15 protein-coding genes are annotated in these 19,078 nt (G+C 66.2%); 5 read left to right on the forward strand and 10 right to left on the reverse strand.

Features of this window, described 5'->3' with window-relative positions:
- Positions 1-40: 40 nt before the first annotated feature.
- Positions 41-832: a methyltransferase domain-containing protein gene (locus CK498_RS05455; RefSeq protein WP_095619846.1), complete on the reverse strand. Its 792-nt coding sequence runs from the start codon at positions 830-832 to the stop codon at positions 41-43.
- A gap of 252 nt (positions 833-1,084) precedes the next feature.
- Between CK498_RS05455 and CK498_RS05460 the strand changes: the two genes are divergently transcribed.
- From CK498_RS05460 to CK498_RS05470, 3 genes are read left to right on the forward strand one after another with little or no spacing between them, the layout of a single operon-like run.
- Positions 1,085-1,702, forward strand: coding sequence for a sigma-70 family RNA polymerase sigma factor (locus CK498_RS05460; RefSeq protein ID WP_217987691.1), 618 nt, complete (start codon positions 1,085-1,087; stop codon positions 1,700-1,702).
- Complete coding sequence (locus CK498_RS05465) at positions 1,699-1,956, forward strand: anti-sigma factor family protein (protein ID WP_095619847.1); 258 nt, start codon at positions 1,699-1,701, stop codon at positions 1,954-1,956. Before CK498_RS05460 ends, CK498_RS05465 begins: the two co-directional genes overlap by 4 nt.
- A 19-nt stretch (positions 1,957-1,975) precedes the next feature.
- A complete protein-coding gene (locus tag CK498_RS05470; protein WP_095619848.1) occupies positions 1,976-3,208 on the forward strand; it encodes a MerC family mercury resistance protein in 1,233 nt (410 codons plus the stop codon).
- A 72-nt stretch (positions 3,209-3,280) separates the two neighbouring features.
- On the opposite strand, the gene exaC is transcribed toward CK498_RS05470, so the two are convergent.
- A complete protein-coding gene (gene exaC, locus CK498_RS05475; RefSeq protein ID WP_095619849.1) occupies positions 3,281-4,801 on the reverse strand; it encodes an acetaldehyde dehydrogenase ExaC in 1,521 nt (506 codons plus the stop codon).
- Positions 4,802-4,967: 166 nt separating this feature from the next.
- Between exaC and CK498_RS05480 the strand changes: the two genes are divergently transcribed.
- A complete protein-coding gene (locus CK498_RS05480) occupies positions 4,968-5,612 on the forward strand; it encodes a response regulator (protein ID WP_095619850.1) in 645 nt (214 codons plus the stop codon).
- Here CK498_RS05480 and CK498_RS05485 read toward each other — a convergent pair.
- The 4 genes from CK498_RS05485 to CK498_RS26125 all read right to left on the reverse strand — a co-directional run bounded on the left by CK498_RS05485 (position 5,609) and on the right by CK498_RS26125 (position 10,532).
- Complete coding sequence (locus CK498_RS05485; protein ID WP_095619851.1) at positions 5,609-7,108, reverse strand: ATP-binding response regulator; 1,500 nt, start codon at positions 7,106-7,108, stop codon at positions 5,609-5,611. The two genes, CK498_RS05480 and CK498_RS05485, sit on opposite strands and share 4 nt — an antisense overlap.
- The gene (nosP, locus tag CK498_RS05490; RefSeq protein WP_095619852.1) at positions 7,047-8,225 is read right to left on the reverse strand and encodes a nitric oxide-sensing protein NosP; all 1,179 of its coding nucleotides are present in this window, start codon (positions 8,223-8,225) and stop codon (positions 7,047-7,049) included. Before nosP ends, CK498_RS05485 begins: the two co-directional genes overlap by 62 nt.
- Before the next feature lie 63 nt (positions 8,226-8,288).
- Positions 8,289-9,917 carry an alpha/beta hydrolase gene (locus CK498_RS05495; RefSeq protein ID WP_095619853.1) on the reverse strand — a complete coding sequence of 543 codons (1,629 nt, stop codon included), beginning with the start codon at positions 9,915-9,917 and terminating at the stop codon, positions 8,289-8,291.
- A 465-nt stretch (positions 9,918-10,382) separates the two neighbouring features.
- The gene (locus CK498_RS26125) at positions 10,383-10,532 is read right to left on the reverse strand and encodes a hypothetical protein (RefSeq protein WP_176475725.1); all 150 of its coding nucleotides are present in this window, start codon (positions 10,530-10,532) and stop codon (positions 10,383-10,385) included.
- Positions 10,533-10,841: 309 nt separating this feature from the next.
- On the opposite strand from CK498_RS26125, the gene CK498_RS26790 reads away from it, so the two are divergent.
- Positions 10,842-12,524, forward strand: a complete 1,683-nt coding sequence (locus tag CK498_RS26790; RefSeq protein WP_095619854.1) for a methyl-accepting chemotaxis protein — start codon at positions 10,842-10,844, stop codon at positions 12,522-12,524.
- Between the two features lie 58 nt (positions 12,525-12,582).
- Here CK498_RS26790 and CK498_RS05505 read toward each other — a convergent pair whose 3' ends face one another.
- The 4 genes from CK498_RS05505 to ptsP all read right to left on the reverse strand — a co-directional run bounded on the left by CK498_RS05505 (position 12,583) and on the right by ptsP (position 19,037).
- Positions 12,583-13,161 carry an antibiotic biosynthesis monooxygenase gene (locus CK498_RS05505; protein WP_176475726.1) on the reverse strand — a complete coding sequence of 193 codons (579 nt, stop codon included), beginning with the start codon at positions 13,159-13,161 and terminating at the stop codon, positions 12,583-12,585.
- 298 nt (positions 13,162-13,459) lie between these two features.
- Entirely contained in the window at positions 13,460-15,199 is a 1,740-nt protein-coding gene (locus CK498_RS05510) for a PTS fructose-like transporter subunit IIB (RefSeq protein ID WP_095619855.1), read from the reverse strand.
- Positions 15,196-16,170: a 1-phosphofructokinase gene (pfkB, locus tag CK498_RS05515; RefSeq protein ID WP_095619856.1), complete on the reverse strand. Its 975-nt coding sequence runs from the start codon at positions 16,168-16,170 to the stop codon at positions 15,196-15,198. Before pfkB ends, CK498_RS05510 begins: the two co-directional genes overlap by 4 nt.
- Positions 16,170-19,037, reverse strand: coding sequence for a phosphoenolpyruvate--protein phosphotransferase (gene ptsP, locus CK498_RS05520; RefSeq protein ID WP_095619857.1), 2,868 nt, complete (start codon positions 19,035-19,037; stop codon positions 16,170-16,172). The genes pfkB and ptsP overlap by 1 nt, the downstream gene beginning before the upstream one ends.
- Between the last annotated feature and the right edge of the window lie 41 nt (positions 19,038-19,078).

A 19,078-nucleotide genomic window follows, 5' to 3' on the forward strand; every position in this document is an offset into this window, starting at 1 on the left:
CTTCTCCTTGATTGTGATAGTAGTCGCGGCCCCGCGGCCCTCAGTGCTTAACTGCCAGCAGCGAGATGCTCTTGACCCCGTAGGTGGCACTGGCCCCCCGAGCCGAATCGGTCAGGAAGCGGTATTCGGGGTGCTCACGCCAGGTCTCGATGACGAGGCCAGCCGACTCGATGGCTGCACGGTAGTCGTCCTGCTGTAGGGCGCCGCCAATGCAGGCGGCCCACAGGGTGGCGTTGCAAGAGACGCTCTCCGGCAGCGCCGTTTCGGTGACGATGTCGGCCAGAGCCAGGCGCCCACCGGGACGCAGTACCCGCGCCGCCTCGGCGAAGACCCGTGACTTGTCGGCCGAAAGGTTGATCACGCCGTTGCTGATCACCACGTCGACGCTTTCGTCGGCAAACGGCGGCGCCTCGATGTAGCCGGCACGGAAGGTGACCTGGCCGGAATCTGCCTCGCGTGCCAGCCGCTCAGCCTTGTCGCGCTGAGCTGCGGTCATGTCGAGCCCCAGTACCTGCCCACCTGGCCCCGTAGCAAGAGCCGCCAGCAGGCTGTCCATGCCGGAACCGCTGCCCAGGTCGAGTACTGTCTCGCCGAGTTGGATGGCGGCCAGGTCGAGAAAATGGCCAACGCCGGCGAAGGAGTCGATGGCGGCGTCAGGTACAGCATCCAGGCCGCGTGGGTCGTAGCCCAGCCGTTCAGCCAGGGCTCGCCCCATCTCGAAGTGAAACTCCCCCTGCGGCGATTCGGCCACCTCGCGATACATTGCCTTGACACGTGCCTCAAGCTCCTGTGTATCCACCCCCGTGGATGCAGGCTGTGCGGTAATAGTCATGCTCTCTCTCCTCTTGGCTACTCACCACGACACCGGACGGTGTCGTGTGTGCCAGGACGCAGCCGCTGGATAAAGGGTTCCCAATGGGAACCGAACGCATCGCTGCCGCGTCCCGGCAATACCTGTCCGCTTGCCCGGTGACGGCAGGCAGACCATGCTCGAAGAGGTGTCGCCATGCCGTTGGCAGGTTCACTGCTTAGCCATCCTCGGTCGCAGTCATGCGTCCGGTACCGGGACGCCACGGGGGCCATTATGCGTTTCGACGAAGCCGCCAGCCGGCGGGAGTGGTTCGAACAGCGCCTGGCACCGCTGATGGACCGCCTCTATGGCACTGCACTGCGGCTTACCCGTAACTCCGCCGACGCCGAAGACATCGTCGCCGAGGCGGTGACCAAGGCCTGGACGCAGCTCGACCGGCTGCGCGACGCCCAACACTTCGAAGGCTGGCTGTTTCATATCCTCACCAACACCTTCATCAGCGAATGGAGGAAGCGCCGCTGCCGCCCATCGTCGGGCGGAGATGACGCTACCGAGCCCAGCGAGCTCGACAGCGCCAGCTTTGCGCTGTTCCAGCAGCTGCACCAGCCCTTCCTCCTATGGTGGGGCAGCCTCGAGGAACAATTCTTCAACGGCCTGCTGCAGGAGGATCTGCAGCGGGCACTGGATGCGCTACCCGATGCTTACCGAGTGACGATTGTGCTGGTCGAGGTGCAGGGCTATACGTATGAGGAGGTCGCGAGTCTCCTCGGCATTCCACTGGGCACCGTACGCTCGCGATTGAACCGGGCGCGCTGTCGATTGCAGCAGGCACTCTGGGAGCAGGCCAGAGAGGCGGGCGTGGTGTCAGGAACGGGAGGAGCGCAGGAATGAGCCCGAGAGCACTGAGCTGCGAGGAGGTCATCGAGCGTCTTTTCGACTACCTCGACCGGGAACTCGACCCGCAGGCGGCGAGCGATATCGAATGGCACCTGCACCGCTGCCGAGACTGCTTCACACGCGCCGAATTTGAACGACGACTACGGGCTAGGGTGGCGGCCAGCGGCACGGCAAAGACCCCGCCACGGCTGCATCAGCGCATTCGGACCCTGCTCGACCGCTTCGATGAGTCCGACACCACCCGCTGACCCGTGAGGAGAACACCTCATGGTGGCTATTCTCGGCTACTCACGCCCGCAGATTCTGGCTGCGGTACAGCAGATGTACACCACCGTGGCGAATGCCCCTGACTCCCCTTTCCATTTCCCTGTCGGCGTCGAGGCCAGCCGCCGTCTGGGTTATCCCCCCGATCAGCTCGCGCTGCTGCCGGCAGAGGTAGGCGATGCCTTCGCCGGCGTCGGCTACCCTTTTCGTGCCGAGGCCATCCGCACCGGCGACCGGGTACTCGACATAGGCGCAGGTGCCGGCGCTGACGCCCTCATAGCGCACCAGTTGGCCGGCCCGCAAGGTCAGGTCATCGCCCTCGACCTGACCGCGGCCATGACCCGCCGACTACACCAGGCTGCCAAACGCCACGCCATCCAACGGCTCGGCGTAGTGCAGGGTTCCGCCGAGCAGTTACCACTGCCCGATGCCAGCATCGACTGCATCAGCAGCAACGGCGCCCTCAACCTGGTACCCGATAAACGCCGCGCGGTGGCCGAGATGTTCCGCGTGCTTAAGCCCCACGGACGCCTACAGCTGGCCGACGTGGTGATCCATCATCCGGTATCGGTGGATTGCCACGAGGACCCGCGACTGTGGGTCGAGTGTGTGGTGGGGGCAACGGTGAAGGAGGAGCTCGTAGCGCTGTTCGAGGAAGTTGGCTTCGAGGATGTGGCCGTGGTCGGCAGTCACGACTACTTCTCTCTGAGCCCCAGCGCCCAGACGCGCGAGGTTGCCGCAGGCTTCGGTGCACACTCGGTCGAGCTCAGAATGCGCCGCGGCGATACCGCCCCGAGCAGGGTACAGCGTTGGGGGCGTCGCCTTGATCCGCGGCGCTGGCTGCGGCTATGGTATCGCCGTGGCCTGCTCGGGATACTGGCCTTCCTGCTGGCCTTACTGAGCTGCTACGGCACCCTGGCACTGGTCGCCCTGCTACCGCTGTTGGGCGTACACCTGGCGCTCGACGAGGGGCTCTGGGCCGGCACCATCGCTGCCTTTGTGTTGTTCACCCTGGCGTTCGTGGCCAGCGGCCTGCGCCTACATCGCCGTGCATGGCCCACGCTTGCGGGCCTGGCCGGCTCACTTCTCGTGTTGTACGCACTGTTCGTCGACTATTCCATGGCACTGGAGCTGATCGGCTTCGTGCTGCTGGCCGGCGCCGTCGCTTGGGACCTCAGGCAGCGTCGACGGTACGAAGCCACTGTGCTTGGACTGGCAGACAGGAGACCAACGTAGCCATACGCTTGCGCAGGATAATAGGATCGGGGAATCGAATCGCCGCCCGGCCAAGCCGGGCGGCGTGGCGGCTTAGAAGAAGCCGAGTGGGTTGATGTCGTAGCTGACCAGCAGGTTCTTGGTCTGCTGATAGTGCTCCAGCGCCATCTTGTGGGTCTCGCGACCGACGCCGGATTTCTTGTAGCCACCGAAGGCGGCATGCGCCGGGTACTGATGGTAGCAGTTGGTCCACACCCGACCGGCCTGGATGTTGCGGCCCATGCGGAAGGCAACGTTCATATCGCGACTCCAGACCCCGGCGCCAAGGCCGAACTCGGTGTCGTTGGCGATCGCCAGCGCCTCGGCCTCGTCCTTGAAGGTGGTCACAGCCACCACCGGGCCGAAGATCTCCTCCTGGAAGACGCGCATGCTGTTGTTGCCCTTGAGCAGGGTCGGCTGGATGTAGTAGCCCTTGTCGTAACTAGGGTCGAAGCTCTCCTTGTTGCCGCCGGTCAGGAACTCGGCGCCCTCCTCGCGGGCGATATCCATGTACGACATGATCTTGTCGAACTGCTCCTGGGAGGCCTGGGCGCCGACCTGGACATCGGTATCCAGCGGATTGCCGCGCTTGATCGAGCGGGTGCGCTCCATCACCTTGGCCATGAACGACTCGTACATCTCCTCCTGGATCAGCGCCCGCGACGGGCAGGTACAGACCTCGCCCTGGTTGAAGAAGGCCAGCACCAACCCCTCCACCGCCTTGTCGATGAACTCAGGCTCGGCGTTCATGATGTCGGCGAAGTAGATATTCGGCGACTTGCCGCCCAGTTCCACGGTGGAGGGGATGATGTTCTCCGCTGCGCACTTGAGGATGTGCGAACCCACCGGCGTCGAGCCGGTGAAGGCGATCTTGGCGATGCGCTTGCTGGTGGCCAGCGCCTGGCCCGCCTCGGCACCGTAGCCGTTGACGATGTTGATCACCCCCGGCGGCAGCAGGTCGCCGACCAATTCCATCAGCACCAGGATCGAGGCCGGCGTCTGCTCGGCGGGCTTGAGCACTACGCAGTTGCCGGCGGCCAGCGCCGGGCCGAGCTTCCAGCAGGCCATCAGGATCGGAAAGTTCCAGGGAATGATCTGGCCGACCACACCGAGCGGCTCGTGGAAGTGATAGGCCACGGTATTGGCGTCGATATCGGCGGCACTGCCCTCCTGGGCGCGGATGCAGCCGGCGAAGTAGCGGAAGTGATCCACCGCAAGCGGGATATCGGCGTTGAGGGTCTCGCGTACCGCCTTGCCGTTGTCCCAGGTTTCGGCCACCGCAAGCATCTCGAGGTTCTGTTCGATGCGATCAGCGATCTTAAGCAGGATATTGCTGCGCTCGGCGGCGGAGGTCTTGCCCCAGGCGGGGGCGGCCTGATGGGCGGCATCCAGCGCCTTGTCGATATCCTCGGCGGTGGAGCGAGGAATCTGGCAGAACACCTCGCCGTTGACCGGGCTGACGTTGTCGAAATACTGGCCTTTCACCGGCGGTACGAACTCACCGCCAATATAATTGCCGTAGCGCTTGGCGAAACTGACCTTGGCATCGGGCATGCCGGGGTTGGCATAGATCATGGCGTTACTCCTGTCGGTTGTAGCTGTTGTCGTTATGGGTGATGCTCGCTTCAGTGTTGGACAGGCCGGCACTTCGCGACATACTGCCATGGCAGGAGTTAGCCTCCTCCCTTGGTAGGAGGCGCCGCCTCCGATACCGCCAGCCAACACAAGGAGCGCGCCACGCATGTACCGGCTGCTGGTCGCCGACGACCACCCCCTGTTTCGCGAAGCGATGGTCGCGGTCATCGCCCGCGGACTCAGCGGCAGCGAGACCCTCGAAGCCGCCAGTCTCGCCGCCGCCCTCGAGGTCGTCGCGCAACACGACGACCTCGACCTGGCACTGCTCGACCTCGGTCTGCCCGATGCCGAAGGCCTCAGTGGCCTGGCCCAGCTGCGCCAGGCGGTGCCGTGGCTGCCGGTGGTGATCGTCTCCGCCGAACAGCACAAGCACACCATTCTCGAGGCGCTGAACCTCGGCGCGGTGGGCTATATTCCCAAGTCGACGCCACGCGATACCCTACTCGTGGCCCTGCAACAGATCCTCGCCGGCCAGGTCTATCTGCCGCCGGACATCATGCGCACCGGCAGCCCGCCGGCCAGCCCCACTGCGCCCCTCAAGCATCATCCCCTGACCTCGCTCACCGACAAGCAGCGCGAGGTACTGGCACACATGGTCAAGGGTGAGTCCAACAAGATGATCGCCTACCGCCTCGACATCGCCGAAACCACCGTCAAGACCCACGTCTCGGCTATCCTACGCAAGCTCCGGGTAAGCAGCCGAGTCCAGGCGATCCTGCTCGCCAGCGAGCGTGACGATGGCATTCGTTAGCGGTTGTCGCCGGTCGCATCCGCCACGCACTGCAGCAGTGCCATCTTCAGACGCAGCGGCTTGAGCGGCTTGAGCAGACAGCGATAGCCGCGCTCGCGGGCGCATGCCTTGAGCGCCGCGTCGTGATTGGCGGTGATCATGATCACCGGCAGCCGCGGGAAGCGCCGCTGCAGCATCGCCGCCACCTCGAGCCCGTCGGGTTGATGCTCGTCGAGGTGATAGTCGATGATCAGCGCGTCGGCGCCGCCGGCCAGCGCCCTGCTGCGGGTCAGCGCCGCCAGCGAGCGGGCGCTGTCGACCGCGCACCCCCAGCCACTCAGCAGTGCCTGCATGCCCTCGCAGATCGCCGGGTCGTTGTCGATCACCCATATCCGCGCACCGGCCAGCGGTGCCAGGCCCGGCATCGCCGGTGCCTGGGTCTGGGGTACCGGACGCTGGGCGTAGGGCACCAGGATCGTGAAGCGCGAGCCGCGCCCCGGGGTGGAGGCCAGCGACAGCCGGTGGCCGAGCATGCCGCTGATACGGTCGACGATGGCCAGCCCCAACCCCAGGCCGCGGTCGCTCTGCAGGCGGCCGGCGTCCCCGCGGCGGAACTCGAGGAAGATCTCCTCGCGCTGGGCCTCCTCGATACCGCTGCCGGTATCGGCAACGCTGATCTCGAGCCCCTCCGCACGACGCCGGCAACCGAGCAGGATGCGACCGCGTGGCGTATAGCGAATGGCGTTGCTGAGCAGGTTGCGTACTACCCGTGCCAGCAGCGCCAGGTCGGAATCGATCACCGCCGAGCTGGCCACATAGCGCAGCACCAGGCCGCGGGCCGCAGCCATCTGGCGGTACTCCTCGGCCAGCGCATCGAGCAGCTCGGCGGCGGCGAACGGCGCCACATCCGGCGTCAGCACGCCGGCATCGAGGCGCGAGATATCCACCAGCGTGCCGAGCAGCGTCTCGACATCTTTGAGCGAGCGGCCGATATGCCCCACCAGCCGGCGCGACTCCGCCGGCAGCGCTGGGTCCTCGAGCTGATCGCCCAGGGCAGTGGTAAATAGGCGCGCCGCATTGAGCGGCTGCAGCAGATCGTGGCTGACCGCGGCCAGAAACTTGCTCTTCGACACGTTGGCCGCCTCGGCCTCGGCCTTGGCCTCGCGCAGCCGCCGCTCGGTCTCGCCACGCACGGCGATCTCCTCGCGCAGCTTGGTATTCACCGACCCCAACTCGGCGTTGACCTGGCTCAGCTCATCGAGGGTACGATGCAGGGTCTCGGTGCGCTCACGGACCTGCTCGGCCAGCAGCACGGCGTGCTCGAAGGCCGCATAGGGCGCACCGCCGGCCACCCCGCTGGACTCGACGCGCTCGATCAGCGCCGCACACACCTTGTGCAGCCGCGCATTCTCCTCGACCAGGGCCTGCTCGCGGGGCGTCAGCGCGGCATCGCTGTCAGCCGCTACCGGGGCGCCCAAGCACAACCCCGGTGAAGGTCTGGTTGATGTGCATGCCATGGTGCTGCTCCCCGTAGGTGTTGAAGCCGATCACCCGCTGGCGTCGCAGTAGACTCGAGGCCGCCTCGAGGCCGTCCAGCGCCTCGATCTCCAGGCGCCGCAGGAAGCAGTCGAGGCCAATGATCAGCTCGGGCTCGCCGAGCCGTGCGCTCAGGTCGTCGAACACCGCCTCGAGGTCGGGCAGGATCGGCGCCGGAGTCATGGCGGTCAGCACGATGCCGTTCTCCACCGCACAGTAGAAACTCAGGCTGCCGTCGTCGTTGACACGCTGAATCGAGCGTACGTAGAACGCATCGCCGATGCGCACCGCCAGCGGATAGCGAGCGAATACCGCATCGCCGAGGGCCGCCCGGGGGCAGCCTACCAGCCGCGCATACTCGTCGGCGGCCGGCGCGGCGTTGAGCTCGATCACCCGACGCCGCTGGCGATCGGCCTGGGTCACCACCAGCTTTTCGCCGCGTGGCCGCAGATGGTGGGTGGTGAAGACCTCGAACGGCAGGCAGGTGGTGAACATCACCACCACCGCGGCCTGATCATGAAAGCGCCCGTTGCTATAAACGTGGGTATGCGCCAGGCGGTTATCGTCGCCGGCGGAGCCGCCGAAGCTGGGAATGCTGCCCAGCGCCGCGTCCAGGGTCGCCAGCACCTGCTCCTCGCAGCTCGACAGCCCATCGAGCAGGGTCAGGGCGAAGTGGTCGCCGCCGGGCGGTGCCTGGCGGCGGGATGCGGCCAGCAGGCCATCGGTGACGCGCTGGGCATGGACCAAGCCGAAGCCATCCAGCTTATCGATCAGCGCCACCCCGACGCCGAAATGACGGGCATCGAAGCCCACCGCCACGATACAGCCGCGGTCGTAGCCCTCGGACGTGATCTCGCCGGCGGTGGTGCAGCCGCTGATCGGCACCCCGGCAAAGGCCGACTCCAGCGCCTCGCCGAGTGGCGACAACGCATACTCGGCGCTAACGAAGAACAGCACGAACCCCAGCTGCGGATGGCGCAGCGCAGCGGCCAGCTCATTGGCCGCACGCTGTGGGTCGCGAGCATGGCTGACGGCGGTATGCACCGCCGTCTGGCGGTCGTTGACGGCAAGCCGGTCAACCGGTGGCGCATCGAGCATGGCGGCGATCCTGCAAGGTTTTCTGCAGTGTAGGACGCTGCTGCTACGCTTCACAACGCTACGCTACCCACGCTCGGCGAACAGCGCCTTGAGACGCTCCACGTCGTCTGCCGACCAACCATCGGGCGCAACCAGCGCCAGCCAGGCCTCGATATAATCCTCGGCGGCGATCTCGTGGCCGTAGCCGGGCGGCGCAGACCCTGCCGCCAGGTCGGCCAGCAGCTGTAGACCGGTCACTACCGGGTACCAGGTCAGGTCCTCGGAGACATCCGGTCCGCGCGGCGCCTGCAGCCACTCCGGTTCGCGGTAGAGCGCCTTTGGCTCGAAGAAGGTCACCGGGTCGCTGGCATACTGCAGGTAGGCGATGCGGAAATCGCCCCACTCCGCTGTGCCATCCTCGAGACCGCCGTGCTGATTCATGAAACGCACCACCGCACCGCCGCGAAAGCGTGGCAGCCAAGCCGGCGAGCCGGCATCGCGATCCTCGGTCAGGGTCCGCCAGGTCGGGCTGCGAAACGGCGGCCCACTCCACAGCGCACCGTCGAAGGGGTCATCGATGATGTCATATAGATCGAACGAGCGGTCCGAATTGAGCGCACCCAGGCTCAAGCCGTGCAGGTAGAGCGCCGGACGCTGGTCGTCTGACAGCGTCGTCCAATGGCGGTAGACCTCATCGAACAGCGCCCGCGCCATCTCGGCGCCGTAGTCGCCCTCGACGATCAACGCCAGCGGGCTCGGTAGGTAAGAGTACTGGGCGGTGACCGTGGCGATATCGCCGCGCTGCAGGTACTCCAGAGTGTTCTGCGCCGCCGGGTCCAGCCAGCCACGGCCGGTGGGCGTGGCCAGCAGCAGCAGCGAGCGCTCGAAAGCGTCCACCCGCTTGAGCTCCTCGAGCGCCAGCTGCGCCCGCTGCTTGGGGGTCTCGGCGGCATTCAGGCCGACGTAGACCCGCAGCGGCTGCTCGGCGGGCTCGCCCAGAAAGCGCTCGATATCGCCTGCGGAAGGTCCTGCCGTCACGAAGCGACGACCACGCAGACCCAGGGCCTCCCAACTGATCAGCGACGCCTCGCTGCCCGCTACCAGCGGGTCGCTGGGCGGTGCCAGATCATCCGGCATCAGTACGTCGACCTGCTGGTAGGAGCGGTCTAGGGCGCGCAGGGTCAGGGTAAAGATGATGCCATCGATCACCGACCAGAACAGTGCCGCGGCCGCCACCACGCCGATCACATTCGATACACGACGCGGCACATAGCGCCGCAACCGGCGCGCCAGGAAACGAAAGGTGCGCCGAAAGAGCCTGGCCAGCAGCAGCAAGGCGGCAAAGATCGCCATCGCAATCAGCGCCACGCTGAACGGTCGCGTACCGCTGGCGGGCTCCATCTCCATCAGCACGCGAATCGAGTCCTGCCAGCCAGAAGCGCGCCATAGAAACATCGAAGCCACCACCGCGCAGATGCCAGCGGCGATGCGCTTGAGGCTTAGCGCACCGTGCCGGCCCGGCACCGGCAGCTCGAGATAGGCCCACAGCCAACGTCCCATCACGCCAAGCCCATAGCCGGCCGAGAACGACAACCCCGAGATGATGCCCTGGACGATGAAGGTGCGTGGCAGCAGGCTCGGCGTCAATGAAATGGCGAAAAACAGCGTCCCCACCAGCAATCCGAGCGCCGAGAACTGACGTAGCACCTGCATGGCGATTCTCTCTCCCTTTCAAGCAACCCAGGCACCTAGCTCAGCCAAGCATCGAAATATCCCCCCAGATTAGCGAGTACCACTCTCCACGTCCAACCACCAACTCGCATGCCGATCCTAACAAGCAGCCCTCTACCCGAGCACATCCAAGATAAAAATCTGGCACGCCCAACCGTCCATGATGGCGTCATATTAAAAGCATAAAAAACAGCCGGCGAGTCATCCAAATAGCGTGAATATCCGTGTACATATCCAGCCTTAAGAAGCACAGCATACGGCCCTTATCAGGCCCAATTAATTAATAATAAACCATTACTAATGCTGAATTAATTATCACATGAACACAGAAAGATTATTTATACGAATTGTCTAAAGCTTCACCTTGTAAAGTCGATAGAACTCACTACCTGACACCCTGATATAGAGCCACCACTAGAGCGGCAACAACCCAACCCTCCCGATAAGCTAAGGCGAGCTCAGGCCGTCTATGTAAAGGAACTTACTGCCCTGGTCGATAACGTACTCCTGCCCCAGCGAGTCACCGTTGCGCAAGGTGACGTGCCGGCCATGCAGCGCATGCAGGAAGGCCTCGCTACCACCGTGGCCAACGTGCATGACAGCAGCGGCCTGGTAACAGGCCGCTGTTGGCGTTCATGCCCCCCTCAGTGGCGAGCACACGGTTCAACATGAGCAGCTAAATGAGGAAAAATTTACTTATTTTCTATTAATGTAGATATTTCTTATAATCATTCGGGCTAAAGATATTCACAAAACTGCCGATATTGCATGTAAGCAGTGCAGGTCCTGGCCTCCATGTAGGCGCACCAGCTGCCCTTGACGACCATAGCCGCCCCTAGAGCGGTAAACACCCTAATCAACTCATATATGCAAGCAGCCCAAACAGCTGCATTGAGGACCCGACATATGAATCGCTTGATGAACAACCTTTCGGTCAAGGCCAGTTTGACTGCCGTGCTGGCGATCTTCGTCGCACTCATTCTTGTGGTGGCCGCCCTTGGCTATCAGGGCGGGCGGATGGGCAGCAATGCACTTCATGAGCTGGATCGGGTTGCGATCGACAGGATGCACTACCTGAACCTTAGTCAGATCGCCGTCGGCGCTACTCAGCTCCATTTCCAGAACTTCTGGGACGCTGTTGATGAAAATGACACGCAACAGGCTGCCGAAGAGCGGTCGCTGGCCGAACGGCGCCTTACCGAAGCGCAGCAGCACTTTGCCACCTTTGAGTCCCACGCCCCTGAAGGTGGCAGCGACGTGGGCAACGCCCTTGACGCCGACTTCGCGTCCCTTATAAATAATGTGCTTCTGCCCCTTCAATCCACCGTGGAGAGGCGTGACGAAGCGGCTTTCCTCGCATTGCTCCCCACCGCTCGCGAGCACAACCGTGCCTTTGCCGCATCGAGCGGCGCCTACAACGATTATGCATACGAACATGGCAGCCAGCTGATCGACGACTTCGGTGCACGGATGCAACTGTTCGGCTATATCGATATCGCCGTGCTGATCCTGGCCGCGCTGATCGTGCTGGTCGTGCGTACCGCCCTGGTCGGCAGCATCGTCAAACCGTTGGACGAAGTGGTCGAGCATGCCGAGCATATTGCCAAGGGCGATCTGTCCCACCCGATTCCCGAGCGTGGCCGCAACGAGCTGGGCCGCCTCTTCTCGGCCATGCAGCGCATGCAGGAAGGCCTGGCCAAGACCGTGGCCAACGTGCGTGACAGCAGCGGCTCGATTCATATTGGCGCCCGCGAAATCTCCAGCGGCAACACCGACCTGTCGGCGCGTACCGAGGAGCAAGCCGCCTCGCTGCAGGAGACCGCCGCGAGCATGGAGCAGCTCACCGCCACGGTGAAGCAGAACGCCGACAACGCGCGCCAGGCCAGCAGCCTGGCCAATGACGCCTCGACCACCGCAGGGCGCGGCGGCGAGGAGGTCGACCGGGTCATCACCACCATGCACGCCATTGCCGGTAGCTCGAAGAAGGTGGTGGATATCATCGGCGTGATCGACTCGATCGCCTTCCAGACCAATATCCTGGCGCTCAACGCCTCGGTGGAAGCAGCACGCGCCGGTGAGCAGGGCCGCGGCTTCGCCGTGGTCGCCAGCGAAGTGCGCAACCTAGCTAGCCGCAGTGCCGACGCCGCCAAGGAGATCAAGGCACTGATCGAGGCCTCCGCCACCCAGGTCAAGGATGGCTCCGAACTGGTCGAGAGCGCCGGCAACACCATCCGCGAGGTGGTCGCCTCGGTGAAGCGCGTCAACGACATCATGGATGAGATCTCTGCCGCCTCTCAGGAGCAGAGCTCGGGCATCGAGCAGGTCAACCAGGCCGTGTCACAGATGGATGAAGTCACCCAGCAAAACGCAGCACTGGTTCAGGAGGCCTCGTCGGCCGCCGCCTCGCTGGAAGATCAGGCCGCCCGCCTGGAAGAGGTCGTGTCCACCTTCAAACTCGCCGGCGGCACCTCGCCTCTGTCGCGCCCCGCGCCGAAGGCCCCGACAGCCAGTGCACCAGCCAAACCACTCAAGCTAGCCTCAACCTCGAAGGCTACCGACAAGGCCGAGCTGGAGTGGGAATCCTTCTAACAGGGGTCCTCTCCTCCACTACACCAACAGCGGCCTGGCAACAGGCCGCTGTTCTCATTTATGCCTGGCGCAGGTGCAACAGACGCCCCAACTGCTCTCGTACGGTGCACTCGCCACGCAGCCAGGGCGCCAGCAGGCGGGTCGAGAGCGGAATGAACAGGAACACCATCAGCGGCGTCAGCACCAGGGTGCTGACCAGCACCTTGGCAACCAGCGGCAGCGTGGCCAAGGCACTGCCGGCCAGCAGTTGGAACAGCAACGACACCGGAAAGAATGCCAGCCAGATGGCCACCGCTTGCTTCCAGCGCGGCGGTGCCTGGCCATTGGCATCGGCAAACCAGCGGTCGAGCCCGATGGCACGATGCTCGTGAGGCGCCTCGAACAGGCCGGCACCGCGCGCCAGCCAGGCACGCCGCGAGGCGGAGTGCTCCCAGGCGGCAAGGGTGCCGGTATCGCGGAAGCGGAAGATGATCTGGTATTCATCGTCGCCGGGCGGCGGTGCCAGCACGCCGGAGCCGAGGTAGCCGGCAAAGTCGGCGGCCAGGTCGCGGCCTTCATTGAGCCAGGCGATGAACGCGCGGTAGCGGCCACGGGCCACACGGCGCGCCACCATCAGCGTCACGGGGGCGGTAGACATCGTGTATCTCCTGTTTCATCAGCGGCGCGGGTAGCGCCACCGAGCGAACGAATGGCCCGGGTAAGGGCCCTCCGCTTTCATCTGCTTATTCAGTGTTGCAAAAACTACACCAGCTTTGCCGTAAATGCCATCAGACCATTATTGAATGGCTAATCAGGATAAAATTCATAAATCCCGCGGAATACCAGGACATCTTCCTACCAATGCCAGCATTTGCCGTGCGTCGTATAGGCATCGGGCAATAAAAAGCCGGCACCCGAAGGCGCCGGCAAGCCATGCAAAGAAATCCCACGAACGATCAGCTGGTCGCGGCTACCGCCACCGGTGCGGCACCACGCTTGAGGGCGGCGTAGCCCAGGCCAGTGACCAGCGAGCCGATCACGATGGCGGCCAGGTAGAGCAGCACCGGAGTGATGGCGTTGGGGATCAGCAGTACGAAGATGCCGCCGTGGGGTGCCATCAGCTGGGCGCCAACCAGCATCGATAGCGCCCCGGTCACCGCGCCGCCGGCGATGCAGGCGGGGATCACCCGCAGAGGGTCCTTGGCGGCGAAGGGGATCGCCCCTTCGCTGATAAAGCACAGGCCGAGCACGAAGGAGGCCTTGCCCGCCTCGCGCTCGGGCTGCGAGAACTTGTGACGCGCCACGAAACTGGCGATGCCCATGCCGATCGCCGGCACCATGCCGGCGGCCATGATCGCCGCCATGGGGGCGTAGGTCTGGGAGGCCAGCAGGCCAACGCCGAAGGTGTAAGCCGCCTTGTTGACCGGCCCACCCAGGTCGAAGCACATCATGGCGCCAAGCAGGATGCCCAGCAGCACCGCATTGGTAGCGTCCATGCCGGCCAGGAAAGTGGTCAGGCCGCTGAGAATCGCCGCCACCGGCTCGCCGATCACGTAGATCATGGTCAGGCCGGTGACCAGGCTCGCCACCAGCGGGATGATCAGGATCGGCTTGAGCGACTCCACGCTGGACGGCAGCTTGACGTAGCGCGCCACCGCCAGCGCCACATAGCCGGCCAGGAAACCGGCCAGGATGCCGCCGATGAAGCCGGCCTCGATCTCGGCGGCCAGCATGCCGCCGATCATGCCCGGGGCGATGCCCGGCCGGTCGGCGATGGAGTAGGCGATATAGCCGGCCAGCACCGGAATCATCAGCGCGAAGGCAGTGCCACCACCGATCTGCATCAGCGCCGCGGCCAGGGTGCCCTCCTGCTCGAAGGCGTCGATGCCGAACACGAAGGAGAGCGCGATCAGCAGGCCGCCGGCCACCACCATCGGTAGCATGAAGGAGACGCCGGTCAGCAGGTGCTTGTAGACGCCGACCTCCTTGAAGCTCTTGCTCGCGTCGCCGCCAGTGGCACTCGCCCCCGCTTCTTCTACCGCGGCATTGGCCAGCGCCGCCTGGATGGTCGGCTGGGGTTTCTTCAGGGCGTTGCCGGTGGAGGTGCGGTAGATGCGCTTGCCGGCGAAGCGGGTCGGGTCGACCTCAATGTCGCAGGCCAACAGCACCAGGTCGGCATCGGCGATCTCCTCCGCTGTAAGCTTGTCCTGGGCGCCCACCGAGCCCTGGGTCTCGACGCGAATCTTATGGCCCAACGCCTTGCCGGCCTCACTCAGCGCCTCGGCGGCCATGAAGGTGTGGGCCACGCCGGTCGGGCAGGCCGTGACGGCGACGATCTTGCTGCCGGCAGTGGCCACTGAAGGCGGTGTCTCCTCCGCCGCCGGCGTGAAGGTTTCAGCCTCGCGGCTGGCACGTTCGAGAAAGGCGTCGGGGTCGGGTAGCGCCTGGTCGATGGCTGCCCGGTAGAGGCGCTTGCCGGCGAAGCGCGCCGGGTCCGGGACCCGCTCGGCAGCGACCACGACCAGGTCGGCGGCGGCGATCGCCTCGCCGCTGACCGGGGTCAACGGCTCGAGCTGGCCGTGCATCTCGACGCTGACCTGCCACTGGCGGCGGACAGCGGCCTGTTCCAGGCGACGGGCGGCGAGAAAGGTAGTCGCCATGCCGCTGGGGCAGGCGGTGATCAGGATGATGTTCATGCGAGCGCTCCCCCTGTATCGGCGTCGTCGAGGCGACGCACACGGGTCTGTTGTTGGAGTGAAGAGAGATCCTCGGCGTGGACGTTGCCCACCCCGAGGTGACGAACCGATTCCGCCGACAGCGCCGTGGCGAACGCCAGGGTCTGCGGCGCCGCATGGCCTTCGAGCAGGCCGTGCAGCATCCCCGCCACCAGGGTGTCGCCGGCGCCCACGGTACTGGCCACCGCCACCCGCGGTGGGGTAGCCAGCCAGCTGCCACGCCGGCTGATCCACAGCACGCCCTCGGCGCCAGCGGAGATCAGCGCCTCCTCGACGCCGGCGGCGTGCAGCCTCAGCGCCGCTGCCAGCCGTTCGGCGGAGGTGTCTAGCGCCCGGCCGGCCCAGTCGGCGAGTTCCACTTCATTGGGCTTGACCGCGGTGGGCCCGGCCTCGATGGCGGCCCGCAGCGCCGCCCCGCTGGTGTCGACCCATACCGGCAGGCCATGGCCGCGCAGCCGCACCACCAGCGCGGCGAGATCCTCGGCGGCGATACCCGGCGGCAGGCTGCCGCCGATCAGCACCGCATCGGGGCGCGCCTCGCAGTCGGTGGCCAGGGCATCGAGGCGCTCGACTAGCGCACCGAAGGCCGCGGCATCGATCTCCAGACCCGGCCCGTTGATATCGGTGACCCGGCCGTCATGCTCGGCGACCTTGGCATTGATGCGCGTCTCGCCGGCCACGCGCAGGAAGTCATCCTCCACGCCCATGGCCTCGAAGGCGCGCAGGAAGGGGCCGTCGTTGGCAGCGCCGAGAAAGCCCGAGACGCGTACCCGGTGGCCGAGGGCCGCCAGCACCCGCGCCACGTTGACGCCTTTGCCGGCGGCTTCGAGGTGGGTGGCGTCGGTACGGTTGACTTGGCCTAGCGCCAGGCGCGGCAGGCTGATCGCCAGGTCCAGCGCCGGGTTGAGGCTGAGGGTGAGGACATTGGCCATCAGCGTGCCTCCAGGGCGTCGCGTACCGCTTCGCTGGTGGCCTGGGCCAGCGCCAGCTCGGCCTGGGCGCGGGCCTCGGCGAGGTCGATATCGCGCAGCCGCGCCTTGACCAGCGGCACCTGGCGGGCGCTGACCGACAGTTCGTCGACACCCAGGCCGACCAGCACCGGCACCGCCGTGGCGTCCGAGGCCAGCTCACCGCACACCCCGACCCACTTGCCCTGGGCGTGGGCGGCGTCGACGGTCATCTGGATCAGCCGCAGCACCGCCGGGTGCAGGCCATCGGCCTGGGCCGAGAGTTCGGGGTGGCCGCGGTCGATGGCCAGGGTGTACTGGGTCAGGTCGTTGGTGCCCACCGAGAAGAAATCGACCTCGGCAGCCAGGCTTGGCGCCAGCAGCGCGCTGGATGGCACCTCGATCATGACGCCCAGCTGCACATCGGTGGCACGTTCGGTGGCAGGCAGCTCGGCCAGCAGGCGGTCGTAGATCGCCTTGGCCTGGCGGAACTCGGCGATGTCCTTGACCATCGGCAGCATGATCCGCAGTGGCGTACCCACGGCGGCGATCAGCAGCGCACGCAGCTGGGTCTCCAGCACCTCCGGCTGGGTCAACGCCAGGCGGATGCCGCGCAGGCCGAGGAAGGGGTTGTCCTCCTGGGGCACCGGCCAGTAGGGCAGCGGCTTGTCGCCGCCGACATCGAGGGTGCGCGCCACCAGCGGCCGCCCCTCGAGGGCGGTGATCGCCTCGCGATACTCCGCGATCTGGGTGTCGAGGTCCGGGGCGCTGGCGTGGGCCATGAACAGGAATTCGGTACGCAGCAGGCCGACGCCTTCGGCACCGCGCTCGACGGCATCCGCGGCGTGGGCGGTATTGCCGAGGTTGGCGGCGACCTCGACGCGCTGGCCATCGCGGGTGCGCCCCTCTTCGAAGCGCGCCTCCCAGGCCTCGCGCTCCCGCGCCTCATGCTCCTTGAGGCGTAGCTCGGCGCGGCTGCGCCGCTCCGCCGACGGTGCCGGAATCACCCGCCCGCGCTCGCCATCGAGGATCATCTCGACGCCGTTATCGAGGCTCAGCACGCGATCCCCGGCACCGACCACCGCCGGGATGCCCAGGGCACGAGCGAGAATCGCGCTGTGCGCGGTGGCCCCGCCGCGGGCGGTGAGCAAGCCGCGCACCCGCGCGGTGTCGAGGCGCGCCACATCGGAGGGGCCCAGGTCGTCAGCCACCAGGATGTAGGGATGCGCCGGCGGCTCGGGCAGCGTGACCTGGCAGAGGATGCCCAGCACCCGCCGCCCTACGTCGCGCAGATCGGCGGCGCGCTCGGCCAGCAGCCGGTCGGCGAGCATCTCCTGGGCGTGGGCGGCGGTGTCGATGGCATCCCACCAGGCCGCCTCCGCCGAGAGCCCGTCGTCGATGGCGTCGCGGGCCGCCTGGTGCAGCTCGGGATCGTCGAGCATCTCCTCGTGCATCGACAGGATCTCGGCGACCTCGCCGCCCGGCGCGCGCTTGACCAGCGCCTCGAGCTGCGCCTGGCCTTCGGCGATGGCTTGCTCGAGGCGCGGGATCTCGTGACTGGTACCCTGGCCCTGGCGCGGATAGTCGAAGCGCGGCGTACGCATCACGAACAGTGGTGCAATGGCCAGGCCCGGCGAGGCGGCCACCGCCTGATGCGGCGTGTCGGCAGGCAGCGGCTCCAGCCTGGGCGCCGCGGCAGAGGCGACGGCGGCATGCTCGCGACTTTCATCGAAGGGTGCCACTTTCTCGCCGAGCCCGGCGCTGACGGCATCACAGACTGCTGCTAGCGCCGTTTCAGCGCCCTGCCCCTCGGCCGAGAACTGCAGCATCTGGCCACGCCGCGCGCCGAGGCCAATGACCTTGGTCAGGCTCGCCGCGGAGACCGCCGCAGCGCTGCCCTCGGCCAGCCGCACCTTGATCGCCAGCGGCTGGGCGCGGGCTACCTGCACCAGTTGCTTGGCGGGCCGCGCGTGCAGGCCATGGGCATTGAGCACCCTCACCGTGGCGGTCTGTGCCGTCGCCGACTCGCCGGCTAGGCGTGCCAGCACCTCGGCCTCACAGAGGCCTGCCAGGGTTTCGCCGGCGCCGCTATCGAGCAGCGCCACCAGACGCTCCAGCAGCGGCCGATGCGCCTCACCCTGGGCCGCCAGGCAGAACACGCCATTGACCGTACCTAGCGGCGTGGCCAGCGGCGCTTCTGGCGTAGCCAGGGCCAACGCCGGCTGGCCGACGCCGCGCTCGGCGCTGGCCAGCCACAACCCCTGCCCCAGCGGCTGAGGGCTGGCGGCGGCAATCGCCGCGACGAACTCGCTGGCAACACAGCCTGCCTGACGCAGCCGTGCAGCACCGGCCAGCGCCAGTTCCGCCGCATCATGACCGGGAAACCCCAGACACAGCGTTGCGGCGTCCACCCGCGCCTCGACCACCGCCTTGGAGAGCAGCGCGGCGACCTCGCCGCTATCACTCGCCGCCGCCAGCCGCTCGGCGACGCCGTCGCGGTCGAGGACATGGGTCAACTGGCGCAGAATATCGAGATGTTCGTCATTCTGGGCGGCGATGGTGACCAGCACGTGGACGCGATTACCGTCGTGCCACTCGATGCCGCGGGGAAACTGCAGCACCCGCACCCCGGTGCGCTTGACGTGCTGACGGCTCTCCGGGGTGCCGTGGGGAATGGCAATGGCGTTGCCGAGAAAGGTCGACGACTGCGCCTCGCGGGCGTGCAGGCCCTGGCGGTAGCCGGCATCCACCAACCCCGCCGTCTGCAGCGCCTGGGCAGCGGCATCGAGTGCCTCACGCCAGTCACGCGCCTGGCAATCGAGAAGAATGTCGTCCTGGCCGAGTGTCAGCATGAGCTGCCTCCTGGTAGTGCCTCGCCCGTCTCGGGTAAGGC

Origin of the sequence: Halomonas salipaludis, from assembly GCF_002286975.1 — a bacterium.
GTDB classification, from domain to species: Bacteria; Pseudomonadota; Gammaproteobacteria; order Pseudomonadales; family Halomonadaceae; genus Franzmannia; species Franzmannia salipaludis.